The organism is Pseudoalteromonas sp. MSK9-3 (assembly GCF_003590335.1).
Taxonomy (GTDB): domain Bacteria; phylum Pseudomonadota; class Gammaproteobacteria; order Enterobacterales; family Alteromonadaceae; genus Pseudoalteromonas.
The window spans coordinates 34,861-59,756 of sequence record NZ_MIET01000055.1; the positions used below are offsets into that span (position 1 = coordinate 34,861).

Sequence of the window (24,896 nt, forward strand, 5' to 3'; positions counted from 1 at the left end):
CATATTTTTGGGAGTACATGATGGATGTTGTAATTTCAATGCAAGCTGTGAATAAGGTATTTGAAACAGAACTATTGCAAACGCACGCTTTAAGGAATATTCAGTTAATCATCAGAGAGGGGGAGTTTGTTTCTATATCTGGGCCTTCAGGCTGTGGTAAGTCTACATTATTATCGATTATGGGGTTATTGGAGTCGCCCAGTAGTGGTGAGTACTACATCAATGGAACTGATGTGTCAAAACTGACACCAGATGATGCTGCCGAAATTAGAAATAAAGCAATAGGGTTCATATTTCAGTCCTTTAATTTGGCAAATGAGTTGTCGGTATTGGAGAACGTCTCACTGCCTCTACGTTATAGCAGTGCGAAGCCGGACAAAGCGAGTATAAAACAACGAGCGTTAGCCTGCCTTGAGCAAGTGGGCTTATCGCATAGAGCTGGTCATAAACCGAATCAGTTATCAGGCGGCCAACAGCAACGTGTTGCCATTGCCAGAGCGCTTATTGCTGAGCCCGCAATTTTACTCATTGATGAGCCGACAGGTAATTTGGATTCAAAAAGTGGTGATTCAGTGATGCGTTTGATTGGCGAGCTACACAGACAAGGTCGCACGATTTGTATGGTGACACATGACCCAAAATATGCAGATATGGCCCCCAAAAAAATTAAACTACTTGATGGTGAAATACTGGGTGATATAAGCACAGTGGCAGCGCATGCTACTTTGGAGACATGATGATCATGCATGCATTTTCACAGGTTTTAACTACCCCGCGGTACACGTTCAGTGTGATGATGAGTATGGTAATAGCATTAACGACGTTATTTATTGCTGTGACATTCACCTATTCTCTTTTGTTTAGTTCGTTACCTTACCCGAATTCGGATCGCCTCGTTAAAGTTGAATTTGCTCAGTATGATGCGAATGATCAGTTTAATGTTGAGGCATTTAATTATCCGAGCCTCATGGCTTTGTACCAGCAAAGGCGTCACTTAGAAGAGGTTGCATTAGTGCACTATGCAGAGCAACTTTTATTGTCCCATGTGGATAGCCCCAAAGTGAATACGGCATTTGTAACACATGAATGGTTTTCAATGTTTGATATACCCATGCATTTGGGGCGAGGCTTTACACATCAAAGTGATAATACCCTCCCTGTTGCGGTACTGAGCTTTGAGCATTGGCAAAAGTACTTTGAGCAAGACCCTCACATTGTCGGTAAAACGATTTCTTTTGGAAAGGCGAGTTTTCAAGTTATAGGCGTGACGGCCGCACATTTTATCGAGGCGAATTTAGCACAATTTAATCAAAAAACCGGAGTATGGTTAGCGTGGGATCATAATTTAACCACACAAGGAGCCAGAAGCTTTTGGTGGAACCGATATGCAAATAATTTAATGGTCGCCCGGTTGCCTCAGTCTGAAACGATTGAGACTGTGAGTCTGAATTTATCACAAGAAATGAATAGTGTGTGGCAAACGAACGTCAAGGGTGAAACCTATTTTGATGGTTGGCACATAAAAATATGGTTAACCCCTTTGAAAGCAGTCTTATTGGGGTCGAGCCGTTCGCTCGTTTTAGGTGTATTGGCTGGCGCGATAGGGTTATTGCTCATGGTTTTGTTTAATGTCTGTAACTTGTATATCGCCATGTTAGCGACTCGAAGACATCAGTTGGTACTTCGTGTCGCGTTGGGTGCAAAAAAGAAACAATTGTATGCGCAGCTGTGGTGTGAAGGATTACTTATCATGTTTACGGCGACGGTATTAGCGATGATAATTGCCCACTTAAGCTTGTTTTATGGCGCACCTTGGTTAGCGACTTTGTTTCCTCATGTAAGTTTGCTGACACTATCTTGGCCTGTTGTGGCAATGATACTAGCCAGCGTGTTACTGCTAAACAGTGTGTTGGTTTCAGTTGGACTGTCGCGATTTCCGTATCAAGGTTTGGCGCAAGCTATGGCGGGTGCGACAAAAGGAGTTGGAGTGCAAGTCAGTGCGCAGCAAATTAATATATCTGTGGTCAGCCAGCTCGCCATTGCCATGATGATTGTTAGTTGTTTATTGACTGTTGCATGGCAGCAATGGCAGCAAATTGAACTTGCACATACGCTGCCCTTAAAAGATAAGTTTATGGTACAACTTTCGGATACCACAAAAGATGGGGAGGCAGCGCAACAAGCAGCCTATACACACGCGGCTAATGTACTTGAAGTGCTCCCTATGGTTGAACAAGTTAGTCGTAGTAACTCACCGTTAGGAGAGCAACTCATTACCTGGGATTTGACTTTGGTTGATACGCTGCAAAAGGTGACGCCATTAGGAAAAGTGGTAGATCATCGCTATGCAGCATTTTTTTCACAGACATTATTAGCAGGACGGTTTTTTGATGTCACAGATGTACAAAATAATGCCGATGTTTTAATGATCAGTGAGTCATTAGCTAATCAATTGGGTGGCATTGAGCAAGCATTATCAACTCGGCTGAGTTTTAATATTGATGACCCCGATGCGGCAATGCAGATAATTGGGGTGGTGGCTGATCAAGCGAGTGTGAATGGTTCAATAACCCCGCGTTTTGTGTATCGTGCAACACAAGGCAGGCATTATTTGTTAGTGCATTTATTACCAGGTCACTCATTATCAAAAGCGAACATGGAGCAGCTTTTTGAACAACACCAGCCAGGTATGAAAGTATTTAGGGTTCAGAGCCTTGAAAGTCAGCGAGATGCGTTATTACTCGCCAATAAGCTACTGCTATGGGTAAGTATGTGTATCACAATTGTGACGCTCGTTTTGGCCGCAGTAGGGTTATTTGGTGTCATGAGCATCCGTCAATCAGCTCAGAGGCAAACCATCGCCATGAAACGAGCGATAGGGGCAAAAAATTCGCAATTGGTGGCGGAAATGCTACTTCAATTTGGACGAGTTGCAACCATCGCCACGCTCATTGCTGCTGTTGGCAGTATATTACTCGTAAATTATTTTACAACTGCGATAGATGTGTGGGCTGCAAGCTTTTGTATTGCTGTTAGTGTGGTGTTGATAAATGCGGCTTTTTGGGTTTACCAACCGTTACAGCAGCAATTGAAGCACGCAATCGGATGTCAGTTACGTGGAGATAAGGGGTAGGTCATCTCCCCTCGATTACCTCATGTCTATTATTAGAGTTTTTTGGTGAATTTATCGCATCATAAAGTCCTTTTTACTGATTTTTATAATTAGCAACAGAATCTTACAAATGTCACGTTTATTGCTTTGTGAATCTTGCTAGTATTGCATGAGGAAATAATTTTCAGGTGATATTGGACATGCAAACAAAAATATTAAAAATAATCTTGCCACTAGTCATGCTGGCAGCAGGGGGGGTGGGATCAGTGGCTATCAATGCGCTTGCGACAGAGCCAGATGAGAAAGAACTAATTGATACCCGCCCAGTGGTTGAAGTAGAAACAGCTTTTGCCCTTGATCATCAAGTTGTGATTAACAGCTATGGTGAAGTTAAGCCCTTTGAGTCAACACAGCTTTCAGTTCAAGTCTCGGGTGAAGTGACTGCATGGCACCCTAATTTTGTCAGTGGGGGGATTGTTGCACGTGGTGACGTGTTAATGGAAATTGAAAAAGACAATTACGAAGCGGCTGTATTACAAGCTGAGGCTGACTTATCGCGCGCTCAAGCAACATTGATAGAAGAGCAAGCACAGGCCGACGTTGCCGAAGATGAAGCCAAGCGTTTCCCTAGCCGTAAACATACCGACCTGTTTTTACGTAAACCCCAAGTATTAAGTGCACAAGCAGGCGTAAAATCTGCACGCGCAGCACTCAAAAGGGCGCAAAGGGATTTGGCAAATTGTGAAGTAAGAGCACCTTATGATGCATTAGTTATTTCGCGTGATGTGGGATTAGGCCAATTTGTTAGTACGGGTTCATCGGTTGCGACACTCAACGGTATTGAATATGCTGAGGTTGTGATCCCAATTGCTGGCTTTGATAGTGCCTTTTTACCAGAGCGGATCACAGGTTTAACAGCCACAATAAAACAAACTGGGCTAAATGGCTTTACACGACAAGCGGTTGTGCATCGCGATCTCGGGATCGTTGACAGCGATACGCGTATGGTAAATTTGGTTGTGCGTATTCAAGACCCATACGGGTTAAAAACCCGTCAACCGCAAGTGAAGTTTGGCTCGTATGTACAAATCACGTTTGGTGGAAAAACATTAAATAAAATTTATCGCTTGCCACAAGATTTAGTTAACAATAGCACGATTTGGTTGCTTAACGCTGAAAATCAATTAGAGCCCAGAGAGGTGACGGTTATTCGTGAAGAAGGGACCTATTTTTATGTGAGTGCAGGTTTGAATGACAATGAAAAAATTGTGACGACGGTACCTGAATACCCACAAAAAGGCATGACAGTGAAAGTAGCTGGTGAAGATTCATCTCAGTTAGCTACAACTGAAAAATTATAAGGGTGGGTGTATATCGTGAGTACGCATGAACAGCAAAAACAAACCGGCTTAATTGCTTTTTTTGCTAATAACCCGGTTGCCGCAAACTTGCTAATGTGGTTTATCATCATCATTGGTATTTTTACCTATTCTACCATTCAGAGGCAGATGTTCCCGAATGTAGAGATTAATTATATTACCGTATCTGCAAACTATCCTGGGGCATCGCCACAAGAGATAGAAGAAAGTATTTTAATTAAGATTGAAGAGTCATTACAAGATGTTACTGATGTGGAAGAAGCCGTCTACCGCGCTTCTCATGGCAGTGGTAGCGCGCAGCTGAAAATAGACCCTGATGTTGAGCTGACAGATGTGTTAGATAAGGTGAAGCTGAGAGTCGATAGCATCGCTACTTTTCCAGCCGCAATGGAGCCTTTGACGGTAAACCAAGTTGAGTTTCGACAAGATGTGGTTGGCATGACTGTATCTGCTGACTTGCCATTGACTCAGCTAAAACCAATTGCGAAAGAAATAGAAGATGAGTTGCTACATTTAGGGAATGTGTCTCTCGTATCTGTTGACGTCCCATTGGATGAAATCGCGATAGAAATAAAGCCAGATGTGTTGCGTCAATATAACTTAACCATTGCAGATATAACGAATTCTATACGTAATTATTCGGCAAATATTTCAGCAGGTGAGCTCAGAACTGAAGCGGGTATTATTTCAGTGCGCGTTGAAAACCAGTCATACAGTGGTGATGAATTTCGTCAGCTGCCTGTCAAAGTGGGCGCGAATGGTGCACAGGTCTTACTTAAAGATGTTGCAATCATCAAAGATGAATTTACTGAAGGTGAGCGATATTTTAAATTAAATGGCCAAAATGCGGTTTTTATTCAGGTCAAAGCGACGACAGAGCAAAATATGGTGCCGGTGGCAAACTCTGTTAATGCATATATTAAGCAAAAGAATGAGCAGTTGCCAGCCGGTGTGACGATTGAGTCTTTAGTGGATATGACATACTACTTGAATGGTCGCTTGAGTATGATGAAAACAAACCTATTACAAGGGATGTTTCTCGTGGCATTGATGCTGTTTGTATTTTTGCGCTTTAAGTTGGCGATGTGGGTAACCATCGGGATCCCGGTCTGCTTCTTGGGGGCGATCATGTTAATGCCTGCATTGGGGATAACACTAAATGTGACCTCATTATTTGCTTTCATTATGGTGCTTGGGATCGTGGTTGATGATGCCATTGTGATAGGTGAAAGCGCGTATACTGAGGTAGAGAAAAAAGGTCCTGGTGTAGAAAATGTGATCCGAGGTGCTAAACGTGTTGCGACACCTGCGACATTTGGGGTGTTAACAACCATGGCGGTATTTGCACCGCTGATGTTCTCAACTGGACCTGAAAGTTCAAACTTCATTTCAATTGCGGGCGTTGTGTTACTGTGTTTATTTTTTAGTTTAATTGAATCTAAGCTCATTCTCCCTGCGCATATTGCGCAAATAAAGTTTAAACCCCTTGCAGAAAAAAGCTGGCGAAATGGGTTTAATCGACGCTTTTTTGGCTTTGTAAATGGGCCTTATAAACGTTTTGTAACACGCTGTGTAGAATGGCGATGGACGGTATTATTTTCGTTTGTCAGTATTTTTATAATCAGTGTAAGCTTAATGACGAGCGGCCATATTAGAACGCTATTCTTGCCTAAAATTCCTCATGATTTTCCTGCGATTAAATTGACCATGAACAATAATGTGTCAGATGAGCAGACCATTGCTGCGGCTAAGCAGCTAGAGCAATTGGTTATTGATATCGATAAGCAGGTTGAGCAAGAGTATGGCGTGAAAATGGTGAAAAACGTCATGGTTTTCAATATGGATAGAACCAGTGCGCAAGTGATGGCGCCGCTAGTTGATGAAGAGCTACGCCCCTTTGACACCTTTGAACTGAGTCGTCGCTGGCGGGAAAACATGCCAGAGATTGCAGGGGTGAAATCTATACTTGTTGAAGACGAAGTGATTAACCTCGGCGGTGAGGGAGATTTTGGTTATTTACTGTATGGCTCTGACATTGAAACACTCAATGCTGCCGGACGCCAGCTTATTACCTTATTGCAGCAAGAAAGCGGCTTATTTGATATTAGCTCGACGATTGACCCTGCAAGTAAAGAAATTCAATTATCTTTAAAGCCAGTCGCTTATGATTTAGGGCTTACATTGCGTGATATTGGCTCGCAAGTGGGCGCAAGTTTTTATGGCGGTGAGGCACAGCGTGTTATTCGTAATGGGGAAGAAGTACGTGTGATGGTGCGTTACCCTAAGTTAACCCGTGAAGCATATTCATCACTAAAACATACGGTGATCACGACACCACAGGGCAAAGAAGTGGTGTTAGGAGATGTAGTCGATTTGATAGAAAAACCAGGGATCAGCTATATTCGACGTGAAGAAGGCTACAGAACGGTGTATGTCTATGGCAACATTGATGAAGAAGCCATTGAACCAACTGCGGTAACCAAACGCATTGATGAGGTTATTTTACCTGAACTGCTCAAGAGCTTTCCTACGGTTAAAACCAAATTAAGTGGTGCTGTAGAAGAGCAACAAGCACAAGCAAATGAACAGATTGTCTTTTTCGTGATAGGCATGCTGTTGGTTTATATTTTGCTGGCTATTCCGTTAAAAAGTTATGCACAGCCTTTGATCGTCATGTCTGTTATCCCATTTAGTCTAGTGGGTGCATTGTGGGGGCATTTAGCATTTGGCTTAGACCTGAGCTTGATGTCTGCGTATGGCATTATTGCGGCGGCAGGGGTTGTTATTAATGACTCGTTGGTGATGACTGACTTTGTTAATCAGGTACGCCGTCAAGGTATGGCGTTAAAAGAGGCAGTTATAGAGGCAGGTTGTGCCCGTTTTCGTGCCATTACTTTAACGTCTATCACGACGTTTATGGGGGTTTTACCTATTATGTTTGAGACCAGTTTACAGGCGATGTTTGTGATCCCAATGGCTGTCTCACTTGGCTTTGCTGTTGTGTTTGCAACATTAATCACACTGTTACTGGTGCCATGTTTGTACATTATCTTAACGGATATACAAGGAGCCTTTAGTAAGGCATTTGGTTTTACTAGTAAAGTCTTTCATACCATAAAGCCACGTTCAGCAAAGATATAAGCAACTATGAACGTTCCAAAAAGCCAGTACCTCACTGGCTTTTTTAATTTTAAAGTGTTGCTATATTGGTCATTGATAGTCAAAAAGTTGTATTTGGTTTTTTCATCATTATACTTGCGAATATTCTAATTATTGATGAGCTTTATTGGTGTCTGACAAGCAGGAACTTGCGCTGTGGAAACAAATAGGCATGCTGGCACAGATGCGACAACTACATATTGGAGATGTGGTCTCTGCGCGCTTTTTTACCGAGACTGGGGAGGTAAGTGCGCTTCAAGTAAAGACGGAAATCATCTACCACTCTCAAAAGGATTCACATGCGTGGCGAGCAGAACTCGCGAATGCAATCAATGTGCATGTGCCTTTAGTCAAAGTAGGGAGTTATTCGGCTAAAGGTTGGGTATTTGGCTCAGGAGCTCAACCCGTGATGGCACATATTCATAGTGGGATCACGCATCTGAAGCTTGAACTTAAATGTAAAATGCAGCCCAAAAAATCGGTCGATAGGCGGCCTGAGTATGATCATGTCTTTCCACAAGCTCAGCACAGTTATCGACAAGGTACTCGGGTGTGGCATGCACCGTCAAAACGATGCTATCGATGTAAACCTTGGCCATTTACTGAATATTGTCGCAATAGCTCACCGCAATTTGAACCAGACAGTGGCGCATTATGGCAAGTTGCTTGGGAGGTTATGTAATAACATTACGCTCATTTTAAAACAGCACTGGCTTGCAACTATGACTATGATAGACTGGGAAAAATATCATAAGTTAGGAACAATCTGTGGCTGAAAACACGTCTGCTTTAACAGCAAAAAAAATCCCCCATAGTATGACTCATCATGGACACCAACGTACCGATAATTATTATTGGATGCGAGATGATAAACGCAGTAATGACGAAGTATTACAACATTTGCGTATTGAAAACGAGCATGTTGCCGCGCAAATGGCGCCTCATAAAGTATTGCAAGATTCGTTATTTACCGAAATGAAATCACGGATCGTGAAAGATGATAGCTCTGTACCTGTAAAAGATGGTGCGTATTGGTATGTCTCAGATGTGACTGGAGATAACGAATATGCGTCACACTATCGAGCAAGCGATGAAGCGCTGAGTGATAAATCACTCTTGTTAGACGTTAATGCCTTGGCGCAAAGTCATGAATACTATGATATTGGGGATTTGGCTGTTAGCCCAGATGATAAACTGTTAGCTTATAGCGAAGACTTAGATGGAAGGCGTATTTATACCTTCCGATTTAAAGATATTGCCAGTGATACCTATTTAGAAGATGTGTTATCTAACACTGAGGGTGAACTTGTTTGGGCCAATGACAATAAAACCGTTTTCTATGTAAAAAAAGATGCGCAAACGCTGTTGGGCACTCAGGTATACAGACATGTATTGGGCACACCACAAAGCGATGATGTTTTAGTTTATGAAGAGCAAGATCATCAGTTTTATATGGGGCTGGGTAAAAGTCGCGATGATAGCCAGATTTATATCTATTTATCGGCAACAGAAACCAGCGACTTATTGGTATTAGATGCGAACACACCTACAGGTGCTTTTGAACGGTTATTACCGCGCACAATAGGTCATGAATATGGTTTAGATAAACTGGGCGACTCTTTTTATATTTTATCGAATCATGATGCAATCAACTTTCGCTTAATGCGCGCGTCAGCAGAAACTATTGCGGAAATAGCACACTGGGAAGAAGTCGTCGCACATCGAGAACACGTGTTACTGGAAGGGCTGGAGTTATTCGATAGCCACTTTGTTGTGACCGAGCGTGAAATGGGCCAAATTCGTTTTGTGGTGCATACATACCAAGGCGATAGCTATCAGCTAACGTTTAATGATGAATGTTATTTTGCGGGAGTCGGACAAAACCCAGAGGCCAGTGCTACGACGGTCCGTATTTACTATTCAAGCCTGACAACACCGAGCTCAGTATTCGATTGTGATTTGGCAACGGGTCAGAAGGTGTTACGTAAACAACAAGAAGTCTTGGGTGAATTTAATAGTGATGCTTATGCGTCTGAGCGTATTTTCGTGACTTCCCGCGATGGCGTAGATATTCCTGTTTCATTGGTATATAAAAAATCGACATTCAAAAAAGATGGCTCTAACCCTTTACTACAGTACGGGTATGGCGCGTACGGTATTACCATTGATCCTACTTTCTCAAGTACAACGCTGAGCTTACTTGACCGTGGTTTTGTGTATGCAATTGCACATATTCGTGGCTCTGAAATGCTCGGACGTGCTTGGTATGAGCATGGGAAAAAGTCGTTTAAAGAAAACAGCTTTAATGATTTTGTTGATGTAACAAAATCATTAGTTAAAGAGGGCTATGGCGCATCAGATAAGATATTCGCTTCAGGTGGTAGTGCTGGTGGCTTGTTAATGGGGGCTGTGGTTAATCAGGCTCCAGAACTGTACTTAGGTGTTGGGTGCCATGTGCCATTTTTAGATGTCTTGACCACTATGTTGGACGAAACGATCCCCCTGACAACCAATGAGTATGATGAATGGGGTAATCCAAATAATGAAGCGGATTATAAAACCATTTTAGCGTATTCACCGTACGATAATATTGAAGCAAAAGCGTACCCTAATATCTTGGTGACTACAGGCTTACATGACTCTCAGGTGCAATATTGGGAGCCTATGAAGTGGGTGGTAAAGCTTCGAGAATATAAAACAGACAATAATCTATTGTTGTTTAAAACAGATATGGATGCTGGCCATGGTGGGGCGTCAGGTCGTTTTAAGAGCCTACATGAGAAAGCATTAGAAATGGCATTTTTTATTGGTTTACTCGATTCATAAATAACGATGCAAAGCATAACCATAGGCTTGTTGATGGTTATGCTTTTGACAGAGGATACCGAATGTTTGTAGCGCATGGTCTGTGGCGAGTGTATGTTGAAGCGCCGGTGATTTATATTGGCCTGCAAGGTGCGTTTAATCGAGAAGGCATTATTGACTTACAGCATGATTTGCTGGCTCAAGCGATGCAATATCCTCAAGGGAATTTGCAAAGTGCCGTCATCGATCTTTCTATGTTTGAGATGAGTACGGCTGATAGCTTTGATGTAATTCGCGATTACTTTGAAGGTGTGAAGTCGCGTGGCTATGTACGTGTTGATTATATTGGGGCGAATGCGTTAGCACGACAAGTCCTTGAACAGCTTTGGCGAGATGCAAAAACGCAGATCTATTTTTTTGATGATGCGGCTGACTTATTGGTGAGCCAACCACAGCACCACAATGCGTTATTAACACTAGTTCAAATACGCTTTGAGCATCCACACTAGCTTTTCTTGCTCTTTTATATAGTCACTCATCAATGCCGCAGTTCCTTCATCTTGTGCATCACCAGCTTGCGCTAACACTTCGCGCTGCATACCGATTAAAGTGGTGAAACCTGCGAGTAGGTTTTCCAGTGCTGCAGTCCCCTCACTGATCCCTTTCGCTTCGGCTATTTTGCTTTGCTCAAGATAGTCAGAGAAAGCGTGTAATGGCTGACCTTCAATGGTGAGTATACGTTCTGCTATTTCATCTACTTTTTCCAACAAAAGGTTATAGATCTCTTCAAACTTTAAATGTAGTTCAAAGAAGTTACGCCCTTTAATATTCCAATGAAAGCCGCGCGCATTCATGTATTGAATTTGATAGCTGCTCAAGAGTGTATTTAAAGCAGTTACAAGTGCTTGGCTTTTTTGGTTGTCTAAACCGATAGAATTAATGTGTGTCATGGTTGGCTCCTTATTTCGATGGGTTAAGTATGGATGAGCATTGAAGGATTGGCTAACAAGATAAATCAATATATACAATCTATAAAATCAATTGAAATCTTATTTTCTTATCTTTTTTTGGTTGGGAATAAAGCTTGCCAGTTTGGGAGTGAGCCGCAGGCTAACATCATGACACTTGATCTGACGCAAAGTGCTAAGAAGAGAGCACGGCGGGTGGTTTGCAATTTGATTTAGGTCAAAAAGTAGGCATGTGTAACACGCATAATGACTATGCGTTTCAGCAATTATTAATGCTGAGTAGGTTTAAGATGGAATTTAGGAGTAATGTTATGCAAGCTAAAACACGATCTCAACATAAATCAGAACTGCTGGTGGTTGTTATTGCTCTACTGGCTTTTGTGGTGGGTTTAGTCGGCCATTTAGCCGGAGCAAGTATCGCCAATTCAGACTCTTTTGGCTATATTGCAGCGCCAGTCCCGCTTATTGTTGGATTAATTGCCGTGGTCGCTTATAAAATAGCTGAACACGGTGATCACTGAGGGTCATTCTAAAGCAGCGAGTTTATATACTGAGTGACTTGGCGGGAGTAAATCATACTGGTGTGACTGACATGAAATACCTTATGTTCAGCCATCCCCGGCAACTGAGTTTCCTCTAAGAGGACAGTACCATCTGAGCGGCTGCCTTTTTGTAATAGGGGCATGAATCCCAGGGGCAAGTCGCCAGCTATGCTATATAACTTTGCGGAAAAGGGCCAATTTTGATTGTCTGACATTAAAAACTCAATGCTGTTTTTTAATAGCATGTTGAGGCCTTTATCATGCATATGCTTGGCAATGGCACTGCCTTTATGTGGCGTGCCTAACGTGATGACTTTTTCAACATATTGGCTAGGCGCGGAGTTATGTTCTAAATATGCCCGTGCGATAAGGCCTCCCATAGAGTGGCATACCAGCGCTGTTGCCTGAGTGCCAATAAACGCATCAAGTTCATTAAAGATGACCGACTTATCAGGCTCTAGGGTGTTATAACTGAAGTTTAAGATTTCAAAGCCGCGCTTTTTAAGCTTGGCACACAATGGGCGCATAACAAAGCCTGACATATACAAACCATGTAATACTACGATGCGCCGAATTGTCATATGGGCCTCTTACTTTAGTTGTTGCGGTATAATATGCACACTGTTTTGTTCATCACTGAGCCAGATTTCACCGTCCTGAATTGTGATGGTGAGCGTAATGGCACGACTGACCATATTGGCCAACTGTGCGGTGGCTTCATAAGGCAAACTGATCACCGTTAAGTTTTGATAATTTGCCAATTTTTGTTGGTTCTTTTGCCACCATATTGGCTGGTTATTTTCACCGTAAGTATACAACACGACGTTCTTAGCGCGGTTGCAGGCTTTTTTCAAACGCTTCTCTTCTGGTAAGCCGAGTTCAACCCATAGTTCTATTTCATCACTGTAATTTTTCACCCAGACTTCGGGTTCATCATCGGCACACAGGCCTTTAGTAAATTCTAACCGTTCTTGAAACTGTAATACGTAAGCTAAAATTCTAACCATCAAGCGTTGTTCAGTCTCTGATGGGTGCTGTGCTAACGTGAGTGATAAGTCTTGGTATACATGCCTATCCATGTCGCTAATAGATAGGTGAGTTTTGATTATAGTTGATTTAAGCGCCATGGTTTTTGGTTTCATAATATTCAGTGGCATGCAGTATACAAGAGATCTGGTTGAGAGTGCGCTGCTTATACTTTGATTGATAAATTTTTTCTGCTTTTAAAGCAATTGTGCGTTGAACTAGGTAAAATGGCGCGTTAATCAATATTTCACACAGGAGAATAGCGTATGGCAATTCAGTGGTTTCCAGGGCACATGAACAAAGCGCGTAATGAGATCAAAGAAATTATGCCGCAAATGGACGTAATTATTGAAGTGCTTGATGCACGTATTCCCTATAGTAGTGAAAACCCCATGGTGTCTGCGCTGCGCGAAGATAAGCCGGTTATCAAGATTTTAAATAAAGCGGATTTGGCCGATCCGGTCATGACCGATCGTTGGATGCAATATTTAGAGCAAGAGAGCGGTGTTAAAGCGGTGGCATTTGGTCACGATAAAGCGGCTGAAGTGCATAAAATAAACGAGTTATGTAAAAAATTGGCGCCGCATAAAGTGGGGGTTGATAAGCAACTTAAAGCCATGATCATGGGGATCCCAAATGTTGGTAAGTCGACATTAATCAATACCCTTGCGGGGCGAATTGTCGCTAAAACAGGCAATGAGCCTGCGGTTACTAAAGCGCAGCAACGTATTAAGCTTGAAGACGGTATTATGCTATATGATACGCCAGGGATGTTGTGGCCAAAGGTTGAGAACGAAAACTCAGGCTACCGTTTGGCAGCAACCGGTGCGATCCGAGATACGGCGATTGATTATGAAGAGGTGGCCAGTTATACCGCAGAATACTTATTAGAAGCTTACCCTAAATTATTACAAACCCGCTATAAAATTGAAGAACTGCCAGAGCAAGACTGGGAGTTTATGGAAATGGCAGGCAAAAAGCGTGGCTGTATACGCGGCGGAAATCAGGTGGATACCCATAAAATGTCTGAAATACTGATCAACGAATTACGTGATGCAGTGATTGGTCGTATCACCATGGAAACGCCAGAAATGCGAGAGCGTGAAGAAGTGGTGGTAGCAGAGCTAAGAGCACAAGCAGAGGCTAAAAAAGCGGCCAAAGAAGAAGAAAAGAAGCAACGAAGAGCGCGAGCGAGAAAGAATAGACGCTAACTGAGCGATAGCAATTAAGCATTATGACAAAAGCCCTTTTAGGGCTTTTTTATTTTATAAATACTGCAGGCTTGCTTGTATGTCGTGGTGGTAAATTACAGCGCTGGGTGAGTTTTAGGCATAAAAAAAGCCCTGTTAGGGCTTTTCCGTTTCATATCTACCGTCACAGATATGAGCAATGTAGCAAGTAAAATAGTGGATTGGCTAAGGTGAACAGCACAAGGGGCGTTGTTTAGTTCACCTTCACCGAGCAATTAACGTGTGCAACACGTGTTTCGGGTCAGAAACAAATAACAAGACTAAGTATGCATCACTCTTGTTGATATTGATTATCAGTTAGATCTGAGGTGTTGTCAACATCAAATGCAAATAATTATCATTTAATTTATTGGGAGTGAGATTAAACGTTTGACTGTGATAGCAAAAGGGCGGCTAAAAAGGCCAGCTCGCTTTAGTGAGTGATCTTTGTTTATTTAGTTTGAAGACGGCTTAATGCTTTGAATCAATTTGGCTTTGGTATGCGGTATAAATAACAGACATAAAAAAAGCCCTGTTAGGGCTTTTCTAATGTCATATCTACCGTCACAGATATGAGCAATGTAGCAAGTAAAATAGTGAGCGGGTGACATATGATGTAATAAGGGGCGTTATTACATCACTATCAACCTAGACAGTTAACGTGTGTCACACGTGTTTCAGGGTCGAGAAACATATCAGAGTAAAGAAACAAAACAAACCGTCAAACTTGTCTTGTTGAGATTGATTATCAGTTAGATTTGACTGAGTGTCAACAGTTTTATTACAAATAATTCTTATTTAATCTTTTAACGTTATCAAGCTCAAGCGAGTATATTTTAGGCATAAAAAAAGCCCTGTTAGGGCTTTTCCGTTTCATATCTACCGTCACAGATATGAGCAATGTAGCAAGTAAAATAGTGGATTGGCTAAGGTGAACAGCACAAGGGGCGTTGTTTAGTTCACCTTCACCGAGCAATTAACGTGTGCAACACGTGTTTCGGGTCAGAAACAAATAACAAGACTAAGTATGCATCACTCTTGTTGATATTGATTATCAGTTAGATCTGAGGTGTTGTCAACATCAAATGCAAATAATTATCATTTAATTTTTGGGGCTCAGATTAAGTGCGAGTATGAAAGCGAGGTGAGAAGTATAAGGCCTTGCTTAATTTAAGCGGTGCAAAGGTGTGAACACGGTTGGTTCAATTTATTGAGTCCACTATGTCTGATGTTTTATATCGACTGCACTAAATCAAGAGTTAGAAAGTGCGATTGTTAAATATTTCAATTAGGGAGGGGGTGTAAATTATGGACATAAAAAAAGCCCTATTAGGGCTTTTCTAATGTCATATCTACCGTCACAGATATGAGCAATGTAGCAAGTAAAATAGTGAGCGGGTGACATATGATGTAATAAGGGGCGTTATTACATCGCTATCATCCTAGACAGTTAACGTGTGTCACACGTGTTTCAGGGTCGAGAAACAATTAGAGTAAAATAACAAAACAAACCGTCAAACTTGCCTTGTTGAGATTGATTATCAGTTAGATTTACTTGACTGTCAACACCCATTTGTAAATAGTTCTCATTTAATCACTTACATTTATTCTTTTGGACTGTTTACATCGTTTTTGCACCGCTCAAACACATAAGCAACCCATCTTTAATTTGTTTATGTACACTGAGATCAACCTAATAGAGGTAACACAGTGAACTCTGTGATGGTTATTAATTTATGGTCACGTTAAGGAGAAGAAAATGAAGTGGTTTACGATTTTGGTTAGCGTATTGATGTGTGGATCAGTCAATGCCGCAGATAAATGGCGAGGGCTGTTAGAAATTCAGCCGAATATATTTCTTACCATTGGGGTTAATGTTGATATAACAAAAAATGAGATGACATTAGACAGCCCTAATCAAGGCTCGTTTGGTAAAACGCCAACCGAGTTTACTGTGTCTGAGACAAAAATATCATTCAAAGATACGCGGATCCAAGCTGAATTCACAGGGGCCATTGAGGGAGATAAATTAGTTGGATCTTTTACACAAGGTAGAGTGATGCCACTCACGTTGCATAAGTTGTCTGAGAAAGATCTGATGTCTTTAGAGTTTGAAGGTTCATACCTTGGTGATTTAGATTTGAATGGTAAGCCTTTGCCTGTTGTTGTTCAGGTCGCTGTGGTAGCAAATGGATTTTATACCTCACTTGACAGCCCTGCTCAGCAGAGTTTTGGTATTCCGCTGAATGAATTTACAATTGACAATAAACGCATGACTTTTAGCTCTAACATGATCGGTGCGCAATTTGAAGGTCAACTCGGTAAAGAGGGCTATCAAGGTAAGTTCGTGCAAGGTTTTGAAATGCCACTAACATTGAAAAAAAAACGTCTTTAATACCCTCTGATATGCCAGCGCTAGAATTGAGCAAGTTAGCTCAACAGCTAGCGCCAGTATTTGGTGAGCTGCCGGCTGCTATCGTGATATTGGATAAAGACAGCCGGGCTTCTTATTTTCATGGCGATGGCGTGCATGGAAATAGCTTGTTTGAAATAGGCTCTGTTTCTAAGCCACTATTTGCTTTATTAGCCAGCCAATTAGTGATGGATGAAATTTGGTCCTTAGAGGCACCACTTTCAGAAGTATTAGGGAAAGACTTTGAGCACCATAATTACTCATTGAAACAATTGCTCACACATCGTTCTGGTTTGCCGAGATTGCCTAAAAACTTGTTTCCTCAAAGTATAGACGATCCTTACGCTTCTTTTGACACTAAGGCTATGACGCAAGCTCTTATGATGCCTATTGGGCACAAAGGGAACTACGTATATTCAAATTTTGGTTATGGGGTATTAGGCTGGCAGATGGCAAAGGAGTTAGGGGTGACGCAATTAGCAATGATGCAAAAGCATGTGTTTAATAAGTTGAGAATGGCGCATGCTACATTGTCTTTGACAGGCGAAGTTGTACATAAATTACAGGGCCATGATCACTTTGGTGATCCAGTGTCCAATTGGCATTTTGATAGCTTGGTTGGAGCCGGTGGAGTCTTGGCGTCTGCTGCCGATATGGCTAATTGGATCTCTGCGTATTGGAAGAAGGAAGATGTTGATATTAAAACTAAATCTATACTAAAAGCTAGTTTAACAAGCTTAAGCGATGATATGGTATATGGTTTTAGCAAAGGCCAAAACGGTCGGTATTTTCATGATGGGAAAACCGCTGGTTTTAGTGCGATGGTGGTATTTGATCCGATCCAGCAGTTGGGAGTGATTGTACTGGTTGGCGGTGAGCGTAATACAAATAACATTGCGATGTCTTTATTCAGTCAGTTAGAAGAAAAAGAAAAATGAAACATTTACAACTCCAGTATTTATTTAGTCAGCGTTATATCTTTATTATATGTCACTCAATTAGTTGGTTATTTGCATACTTGTTTCTGACAATCATCGTGATGCAAAACCCTTATGCAAGCTGGAATGAAGCGATTTACGGTGCAATGTTTCTTTTTTCGGGGGCTGTGGTCACTTACTTCGTACGGTGTGTTTATAAAAAGCAACTACATAATAAGAGTAATGTATTGCAGTTTAGCTTTTTAGTATTTGGGTCGTGTTTCGCAACTTTAATAGCAACAACCGTTTTGTTGTGTGGCGTATTCTTTTTAGCACATATTGGGATGTCGCATCCTATTCCATCATCACAACTGGGGTTTATTATTGAAACTGTGGGGCTGAGTAATGGGTTAAACATGCTAGGCCTCACCTTACTTTGGTCATTTGGGTATTTGGCTTTGAGTAAAATAAAGTGTTTGAGTACAGCGCATGCATTGTTAACTGTGAGTCAGTTGCAAGCACTCAATAGTCAGCTTAATCCTCACTTTTTGTTTAATGCGATTAATGATATTCGTGCGCTGATATTGGCTCAACCGACGCAGGCACGAGCAAGCCTTGCAGAGCTGGCAGACATGCTGCGTTACTCTCTACAAGCTAATCAAGATGATAAAGTAATTTTAAGTCAGGAGCTTGAGAATGCTCAGCACTATCTCAGTCTTTGTAAAATAAGTTTAGCGGAGCGTTTACAAATTGAAGTTAACGTGGCTTCAGACACCGAGCGTTTATTAGTGCCTAAAATGATTCTTCAACTGTGCTTAGAAAACGCCATTAAACATGGTATTGCAAAAAACCGAGTTGGCGGAGTTGTCGCAGTAAAGGTATGGTGTGAAGAAAAATTGCACATTGAGGTTGTCAATCCCTTGGTCGTGAGTGCTCAGCCATCGGATGGCTTAGGGCTAGCAACTAAAAATATAGAAGAGCGATTAGGCCTATTATATCGTGGTGAAGGGTCGATTACTCGTATGGTACGGGGTGAGATCGTGGCGACAGTCATCGAAATACCTAAGGAGACAGTATGAACAAAGTTGTTATTGTTGATGACAGTCATTTGGCGCGACTTGAACTTAAAGCCCAACTTGACGAAATGGGTGATCTAGAAGTGGTTGCTGAGGCGCCTGATATTATTGAGGCGAAAGCGGTGATTGAACAGTTACAGCCAGATTTATTGCTCCTTGACATTAACATGCCTAGTGGCAGCGGTTTTGATTTGCTGGCGCAACTGAGTTATGTGCCTCATGTGATTTTTGTTACCGCACACGATGATTTTGCTGTTAAATCTTTTGAAGTGAATGCATTAGATTATTTGTTAAAGCCTGTAACACAAGCTCGTTTGGCTATCGCAATAGAAAAATATAAGAAGTTACAGACACCTCTTGAAGTGGACAGTCGTTTTTTTATTAAAGATGGCCAACGTTGTTTTTTTATAGCCTTAGAGGACGTTCAAGCATTTGAAGCAATGGGCAATTATACGCGTTTGCATACTAAAGATCGGGCTGTTAGCGTATATCGTACTTTGGCTAATATTGCTGAACGTTTGCCTGAGGAGCCCTTTTTTAGAGCAAACCGTAGTTGGTTGTTTAATGTACATCACATTGCCTCATTGGAGCAGGAGTCAGGAGGTACGCTTGAAGTGATATTGGAAAATGAGATGAGTATTGCCCTTTCTAGGGCACAAACCACTGCCTTTAAGCAACATTACAAACTCTAATCTGTGTACTTTTTCATCCCATTAGCATAAATTAATCTTAACTATAATAAGAACCCCGACTTGCCATCTATACAATCTAGCCCTTAGGCACAGCGTAAAAGGTATGTTGATAAAACGAGTATTTACGTTGTTGGTAAAGTTTGTATCCTTTACGGGCTTTTAGGTTTAAGGCGATGTAGCTATACCGTATTTAAGCAAATAGGGCAGGTATCAATAAATTTACTGGTGACATTATGCTTAGTTCAGTGGGTCTTGCATGTGCTTTATGCGCGTTAATTTTACTCACATTGCGAGGTGTTAATCTATTTATATCTGCGCCGCTGTGTGCTTTGGTTGTTGCCATAACAAGTGGGATTATGGTGTTTCCAACGAGTCAGGAAGTGAGCTTTATCAGTGGCTATATGAGTGGCTTTTCTGGGTTTGTGCAAGCTTGGTTTTTTATGTTTTTATTAGGCTCTTTGTTTGGTAAATTCATGGAAAATACGGGTGCCGCAGATGCAATTGCAGGGTGTATTGTGAACACTTTAGGCATGAAGTATGCGGTATTAGCGGTTGTCTTATCGTGTGCAGTGTTAACTTACGGGGGGGTTAGCGTATTTATTGTGGCATTTTCAGTGTACCCAATGGCATTAAGCTTGTTTAAAGATGCTAATTTACCGCGCCGTTTTATTCCCGGGACTTTGGCTTTTGGCTCAGTGACTTTTACCATGACATCAGCAGGCTCTCCAGAAATTCAAAATTGGATCCCGATAAAATACTTAAATACTTCTCCTTATGCGGCATGGCAAGAAAGTATCATTGTCGCAATATTTATGGCGCTATTAGGCTACGCATTACTGACATGGATGATAAAAAAAGCACAAGCGAAGGGAGAAGTGTTTGAGGTACGAGACAGTGATGATCATCGCACCACACGAGATTTGCCTCACCCAATCACCGGCATTTTGCCTTTATTGGTCGTGTTGGGGTTATCTTTCTCATTGCATGATACTTTACAGCAAAATGCGCTCATGGTGGCGTTATTAGGCGGTGTTTTGAGCTTATTTATCATCAATTTTAAGTACTTTATGAATCTGTCTGATGCCGTAAACTCAGCGACCACCGGAGCTTTGGTTGCAATTGGCAACACCGCGGCAGTTGTGGGGTTTGGCGCTGTTGCGAAAGAAACACCTGCTTTTCAAGAGGCGGTGGCCTTGATGACGCAGATCCCGGGTAACGAGTTAGTTGGTGCGGCCATTGCGGTAAGTGTTATTGCAGGGTTAACTGGTTCCGCCTCAGGTGGACAAGCGATTGCATTACCATTAGTTGCCCCACATTATTTGGACCTTGGCGTGGATAATAGCGAGTTGCATCGGGTGGTCGCCATCAGTTCTGGGGCGATTGATACCTTACCTCACAATGGCTATGTGGTGACAACCGTTCGCGCAATTTGTAAAGAAACACATCAAGCCGCTTATGGGCCTTTAGCCATACTGACTGTTGTGGTGCCATTACTGGGTTTAGGGTCAATATTGGCATTATTTATTTGGTTTTAATTTGCTTAAAAAGGATGAGAAAGGCGTATTATCTGACGCGTGTTGGGTTACGTGAAAATAGGGAGTGAGGTGCTGAAAAGTTGATAAAATATTAAGTCGAGCGTAATAAAACAGCATAGGAACAAGCAATAATTTAAGTTAATTCGCTGATGAATTTGCATTTTTGAATTACATATTCTGGTAAAAAGCAACTTTTTATTAAATTGATTGCATTTTAAGCGATATCAATGATGATGTTCGCTAGAAGAGGTGATATACTCCCGCCGAATAATTTTTCTACTTTAAATAGAGCAAAATAATGGCAGATTTATCGAAATACAGAAACATTGGTATTTTCGCGCACGTTGATGCGGGTAAAACTACTACCACTGAGCGTATCCTAAAGCTAACTGGTCAAATCCACAAAACTGGTGAAGTTCACGATGGCGAATCAACAACTGACTTCATGGAACAGGAAGCTGAGCGTGGTATTACTATCCAGTCAGCTGCAGTAAGCTGTTTCTGGAAAGATCACCGTTTTAACGTTATCGATACTCCTGGACACGTTGACTTCACAGTTGAAGTTTACCGTTCATTAAAAGTACTTGACGGTGGTATCGGTGTATTCTGTGGTTCTGGTGGTGTTGAGCCACAATCAGAAACAAACTGGCGTTACGCGAACGAGTCAGAAGTTGCTCGTTGTATCTTCGTAAACAAGTTAGACCGTATGGGTGCTGACTTCTACCGCGTAGTAGACCAAGTAACTAACGTACTAGCAGCTAACCCACTTGTAATGACGTTACCAATTGGTATCGAAGACGAGTTCGTTGGTGTTGTTGACGTACTTACTAAGAAAGCATACGTTTGGGATGACACTGGTCTTCCTGAAAACTATGAAGTATTAGACGTTCCAGCTGACATGGTAGACAAAGTTGAAGAATACCATGAGATGCTAATCGAAACTGCTGTTGAGCAAGACGATGATCTACTAGAAGCGTACATGGAAGGTGAAGTACCTTCTATTGAACAAATCAAAGCGTGTATCCGTAAAGGTACTCGTGATCTTGCGTTCTTCCCAACTTACTGTGGTTCAGCGTTCAAAAACAAAGGTGTTCAACTAGTACTTGACGCTGTTGTTGATTACCTACCAGCACCGACAGAAGTAGACCCGCAACCACTTACAGACAAAGACACTGGTGAGCCTACTGGTGAAGTTGCAACTGTATCAGTTGACGAGCCACTACGTGCACTTGCGTTTAAGATCATGGATGACCGTTTCGGTGCCTTGACCTTTATCCGTATTTACTCTGGTGTGCTTAACAAGGGTGACACTGTACTTAACTCTGCTACAGGTAAAACTGAGCGTGTTGGCCGTATGGTTGAGATGCAAGCAGATGACCGTAATGAATTAACATCAGCGCAAGCGGGTGACATCATTGCTGTTGTAGGTATGAAGAACGTTCAAACTGGTCACACTTTATGTGCACCTAAGCATGAATGTACACTTGAGCCAATGATTTTCCCTGAACCAGTAATCTCAATTGCGGTACAGCCTAAAGATAAAGGCGGTAACGAGAAAATGGGTGTTGCTATCGGTAAAATGGTTGCAGAAGATCCATCTTTCCAAGTTGAAACTGATGAAGATTCAGGTGAAACTATCCTTAAAGGTATGGGTGAATTACACCTAGACATTAAGGTAGATATCCTTAAGCGTACTTACGGTGTAGACCTTATCGTTGGTCAGCCTCAGGTAGCATACCGTGAAACTATCACTAAAGAAATTGAAGATAGCTACACGCACAAGAAGCAATCAGGTGGTTCTGGTCAGTTCGGTAAGATCGATTACCGCATCAAGCCAGGCGAGCAGAACTCAGGTTTCACGTTCTCTTCATCTGTTGTTGGTGGTAACGTACCTAAAGAATTCTGGCCTGCAGTTGAGAAAGGCTTTAAGTCAATGATGGACGAAGGTGTTCTAGCTGGTTTCCCAGTATTAGACGTTGAAGTTCAGTTATTTGACGGTGGATTCCACGCAGTTGATTCATCAGCAATCGCTTTTGAAATCGCAGCAAAAGGTGCTTTCCGTCAGTCTATCCCTAAAGCGGGTGCACAACTTCTTGAGCCTATCATGAAAGTTGACGTGTTCACGCCAGAAGACAACGTAGGTGACGTAATCGGTGACCTTAACCGTCGTCGTGGTATGATCAAAGACCAAGAAGCTGGCCTTACTGGTGTTCGCATCAAGGGTGATGTTCCACTTTCTGAGATGTTTGGTTACATCGGTCACTTACGTACTATTACGTCTGGCCGTGGTCAATTCTCAATGGAATTCTCACACTATGCAGCATGTCCTCAGAACGTAGCTGAGACAGTAATTGCAGCAGAGAAAGAGAAAAAAGCAGCTAAGTAATTAGTTCTTTTTTATTAAATACGAAAAACCGCTTATTTTATATAAGCGGTTTTTTTTTGTCTTGAAAAAATCACAATAAAAGCTTAAAGGTTTCTTGATTTAGGAACATGATACTCTTATCATTGCACTCCTGACAAAATGTTTGTTTTTGTTATGGGTACTTAAGTAAGAATGGAGGCTTTTATGAAAACAATCGATTTAACTGTGAACTGGATGTTCTACAGTACACTATTACTAGTATGCATCATTATTTATGGTGTATCACAAACATCCCCTTTGTTGTCGAATATATTGACGATTTCATCTTATCTGTTATTGGCAGGTGTATTGGTATCATTGAGCTTAGCAGTGATCAATCGTCGATACGTGCATCTTGATAAAGCGGGTGTTAGTTACTCAACAGGTTTAAATACTCAGTATATCCCAAGTGATGCGATTGTTGATATCCAACTGCTGCAGATTGGCTTCATAAAAGTGCTAGAAGTACAATTGAGTGACCAGACCAAAACCCGCTTTTATAGTTGGAAGATGTCGAATGAAGAGCTGCAAAGAACAAAAAAAATAATTAGTGAGCAATAAGTCCTTTCATAAAGCATAAAAAAAAGCGCCTCAAAAGGCGCTTTTTTTATGTTTTTATAGCGGTATTACTTTTGCTGTAGCCACTGAGCAGCTTGCTTAGCGAAATATGTTAGGATCCCATCAGCACCGGCACGTTTGAATGCCAACAAAGATTCTATGATGGTAGGTTGCTCAGCTAACCAACCATTGTCAATTGCAGCACGATGCATCGCGTATTCTCCACTGACCTGATAAGCAAACGTCGGCACACCAAATTCAGTTTTAACGCGTTTTACAATATCTAAATATGGCATACCGGGTTTAACCATGACCATGTCGGCACCCTCTTGAAGGTCGAGTGCAACTTCTCGAATTGCCTCATCTGAATTTGCTGGGTCCATTTGATAGGTTTTTTTATCAGCCCCCTTAAGATTCCCTGCAGAACCAACTGCATCTCTAAATGGTCCGTAATAGCTTGATGCGTATTTGGCTGAATACGCCATGATACGGGTATGCACATGCCCTTGTTGCTCTAGACCATCTCGAATGGCAGCGATACGGCCATCCATCATATCGGAAGGGGCTACAATGTCGGCACCTGCTTCGGCGTGAGAAAGCGCTTGCTGTACTAAAATTTCAGTGGTGACATCATTGACCACATAGCCATTATCATCAATGATCCCATCTTGACCATGGGTTGTGAAGGGGTCAAGTGCCACATCGGTGATCACACCCAGCTCGGGAAAAGCTTCTTTTAGTGCCCGTGTTGTGCGTTGAGCAAGGCCTTCAGTATTGTAGGCTTCTTCGGCGTGCAATGATTTTTTTTCAGCAGGAGTAACTGGAAAAATAGCTATTGCTGGGATCCCTAGTGCGACAAGCTCTTTGGCTTCTTCTAACAGTAGATCGATAGACAGGCGTTCAATACCGGGCATAGACTCTATGGCTTCACGGCGGTTTTTTCCTTCCAGTACAAAGACAGGATAGATTAGATCATTAACAGATAGTTGATTTTCGCTCATAAGACGGCGAGAGAAGTCATCTCGGCGCATACGGCGCATGCGAGTATATGGGAAAAGGTCTAGTCCAGATTGAGCCACGG

Annotated in this window: 20 protein-coding genes; 16 read left to right on the plus strand and 4 right to left on the minus strand. The window is 41.9% G+C overall.

All coding sequences use genetic code 11. The features are described from left to right. Positions 1 to 17: 17 nt before the first annotated feature. The 7 genes from BGP78_RS20340 (at position 18) to BGP78_RS20370 (ending at position 10,964) form a co-directional block, all read left to right on the plus strand. The gene (locus tag BGP78_RS20340) at positions 18 to 737 is read left to right on the plus strand and encodes an ABC transporter ATP-binding protein (RefSeq protein ID WP_182912347.1); all 720 of its coding nucleotides are present in this window, start codon (positions 18 to 20) and stop codon (positions 735 to 737) included. Beyond that, positions 734 to 3,133, plus strand: coding sequence for an ABC transporter permease (locus BGP78_RS20345; protein ID WP_119863117.1), 2,400 nt, complete (start codon positions 734 to 736; stop codon positions 3,131 to 3,133). The genes BGP78_RS20340 and BGP78_RS20345 overlap by 4 nt, the downstream gene beginning before the upstream one ends. 179 nt (positions 3,134 to 3,312) lie before the next feature. After that, positions 3,313 to 4,473, plus strand: coding sequence for an efflux RND transporter periplasmic adaptor subunit (locus BGP78_RS20350; protein WP_119863118.1), 1,161 nt, complete (start codon positions 3,313 to 3,315; stop codon positions 4,471 to 4,473). Between the two features lie 15 nt (positions 4,474 to 4,488). Then, on the plus strand, positions 4,489 to 7,632 hold the full coding sequence (locus BGP78_RS20355) for an efflux RND transporter permease subunit (RefSeq protein ID WP_119863119.1): 3,144 nt from the start codon (positions 4,489 to 4,491) through the stop codon (positions 7,630 to 7,632). 148 nt (positions 7,633 to 7,780) lie between these two features. Next, positions 7,781 to 8,332, plus strand: coding sequence for a hypothetical protein (locus BGP78_RS20360; protein ID WP_119863120.1), 552 nt, complete (start codon positions 7,781 to 7,783; stop codon positions 8,330 to 8,332). Positions 8,333 to 8,418: 86 nt separating this feature from the next. Beyond that, positions 8,419 to 10,476: a S9 family peptidase gene (locus tag BGP78_RS20365; RefSeq protein ID WP_182912348.1), complete on the plus strand. Its 2,058-nt coding sequence runs from the start codon at positions 8,419 to 8,421 to the stop codon at positions 10,474 to 10,476. Positions 10,477 to 10,538: 62 nt separating this feature from the next. Further along, a complete protein-coding gene (locus BGP78_RS20370; RefSeq protein WP_119863121.1) occupies positions 10,539 to 10,964 on the plus strand; it encodes a hypothetical protein in 426 nt (141 codons plus the stop codon). Here the strand turns inward: BGP78_RS20370 and BGP78_RS20375 are convergent. After that, the gene (locus BGP78_RS20375) at positions 10,932 to 11,405 is read right to left on the minus strand and encodes a Dps family protein (RefSeq protein ID WP_119863122.1); all 474 of its coding nucleotides are present in this window, start codon (positions 11,403 to 11,405) and stop codon (positions 10,932 to 10,934) included. The genes BGP78_RS20370 and BGP78_RS20375 overlap by 33 nt on opposite strands. A gap of 329 nt (positions 11,406 to 11,734) precedes the next feature. On the opposite strand from BGP78_RS20375, the gene BGP78_RS20385 reads away from it, so the two are divergent. Then, positions 11,735 to 11,944: a hypothetical protein gene (locus BGP78_RS20385; RefSeq protein ID WP_119863163.1), complete on the plus strand. Its 210-nt coding sequence runs from the start codon at positions 11,735 to 11,737 to the stop codon at positions 11,942 to 11,944. 8 nt (positions 11,945 to 11,952) lie between these two features. Here BGP78_RS20385 and BGP78_RS20390 read toward each other — a convergent pair whose 3' ends face one another. Then, positions 11,953 to 12,546: an alpha/beta hydrolase gene (locus tag BGP78_RS20390; RefSeq protein ID WP_119863124.1), complete on the minus strand. Its 594-nt coding sequence runs from the start codon at positions 12,544 to 12,546 to the stop codon at positions 11,953 to 11,955. A gap of 9 nt (positions 12,547 to 12,555) precedes the next feature. Beyond that, positions 12,556 to 13,092 carry a YaeQ family protein gene (locus tag BGP78_RS20395; RefSeq protein ID WP_119863164.1) on the minus strand — a complete coding sequence of 179 codons (537 nt, stop codon included), beginning with the start codon at positions 13,090 to 13,092 and terminating at the stop codon, positions 12,556 to 12,558. Positions 13,093 to 13,257: 165 nt separating this feature from the next. Between BGP78_RS20395 and ylqF the strand changes: the two genes are divergently transcribed. From ylqF to BGP78_RS20440, 8 genes are all read left to right on the plus strand, one after another. Beyond that, positions 13,258 to 14,202: a ribosome biogenesis GTPase YlqF gene (ylqF, locus tag BGP78_RS20400; RefSeq protein WP_119863125.1), complete on the plus strand. Its 945-nt coding sequence runs from the start codon at positions 13,258 to 13,260 to the stop codon at positions 14,200 to 14,202. Positions 14,203 to 15,979: 1,777 nt separating this feature from the next. Further along, positions 15,980 to 16,615: a hypothetical protein gene (locus tag BGP78_RS20410; protein ID WP_119863127.1), complete on the plus strand. Its 636-nt coding sequence runs from the start codon at positions 15,980 to 15,982 to the stop codon at positions 16,613 to 16,615. A gap of 11 nt (positions 16,616 to 16,626) precedes the next feature. Beyond that, positions 16,627 to 17,571 carry a serine hydrolase gene (locus BGP78_RS20415; protein ID WP_119863128.1) on the plus strand — a complete coding sequence of 315 codons (945 nt, stop codon included), beginning with the start codon at positions 16,627 to 16,629 and terminating at the stop codon, positions 17,569 to 17,571. Then, on the plus strand, positions 17,568 to 18,629 hold the full coding sequence (locus BGP78_RS20420; protein WP_119863129.1) for a sensor histidine kinase: 1,062 nt from the start codon (positions 17,568 to 17,570) through the stop codon (positions 18,627 to 18,629). Before BGP78_RS20415 ends, BGP78_RS20420 begins: the two co-directional genes overlap by 4 nt. Further along, positions 18,626 to 19,318, plus strand: a complete 693-nt coding sequence (locus BGP78_RS20425; RefSeq protein ID WP_119863130.1) for a LytTR family DNA-binding domain-containing protein — start codon at positions 18,626 to 18,628, stop codon at positions 19,316 to 19,318. The genes BGP78_RS20420 and BGP78_RS20425 overlap by 4 nt, the downstream gene beginning before the upstream one ends. A 233-nt stretch (positions 19,319 to 19,551) precedes the next feature. Continuing rightward, the gene (locus tag BGP78_RS20430; protein ID WP_119863131.1) at positions 19,552 to 20,853 is read left to right on the plus strand and encodes a GntP family permease; all 1,302 of its coding nucleotides are present in this window, start codon (positions 19,552 to 19,554) and stop codon (positions 20,851 to 20,853) included. A gap of 298 nt (positions 20,854 to 21,151) precedes the next feature. Continuing rightward, positions 21,152 to 23,239 carry an elongation factor G gene (gene fusA / locus BGP78_RS20435; protein WP_119863132.1) on the plus strand — a complete coding sequence of 696 codons (2,088 nt, stop codon included), beginning with the start codon at positions 21,152 to 21,154 and terminating at the stop codon, positions 23,237 to 23,239. A gap of 183 nt (positions 23,240 to 23,422) precedes the next feature. Beyond that, entirely contained in the window at positions 23,423 to 23,818 is a 396-nt protein-coding gene (locus BGP78_RS20440) for a hypothetical protein (RefSeq protein ID WP_119863133.1), read from the plus strand. A 65-nt stretch (positions 23,819 to 23,883) separates the two neighbouring features. On the opposite strand, the gene hemB is transcribed toward BGP78_RS20440, so the two are convergent. Then, positions 23,884 to 24,894: a porphobilinogen synthase gene (gene hemB, locus BGP78_RS20445; RefSeq protein WP_119863134.1), complete on the minus strand. Its 1,011-nt coding sequence runs from the start codon at positions 24,892 to 24,894 to the stop codon at positions 23,884 to 23,886. Positions 24,895 to 24,896 lie beyond the last annotated feature (2 nt).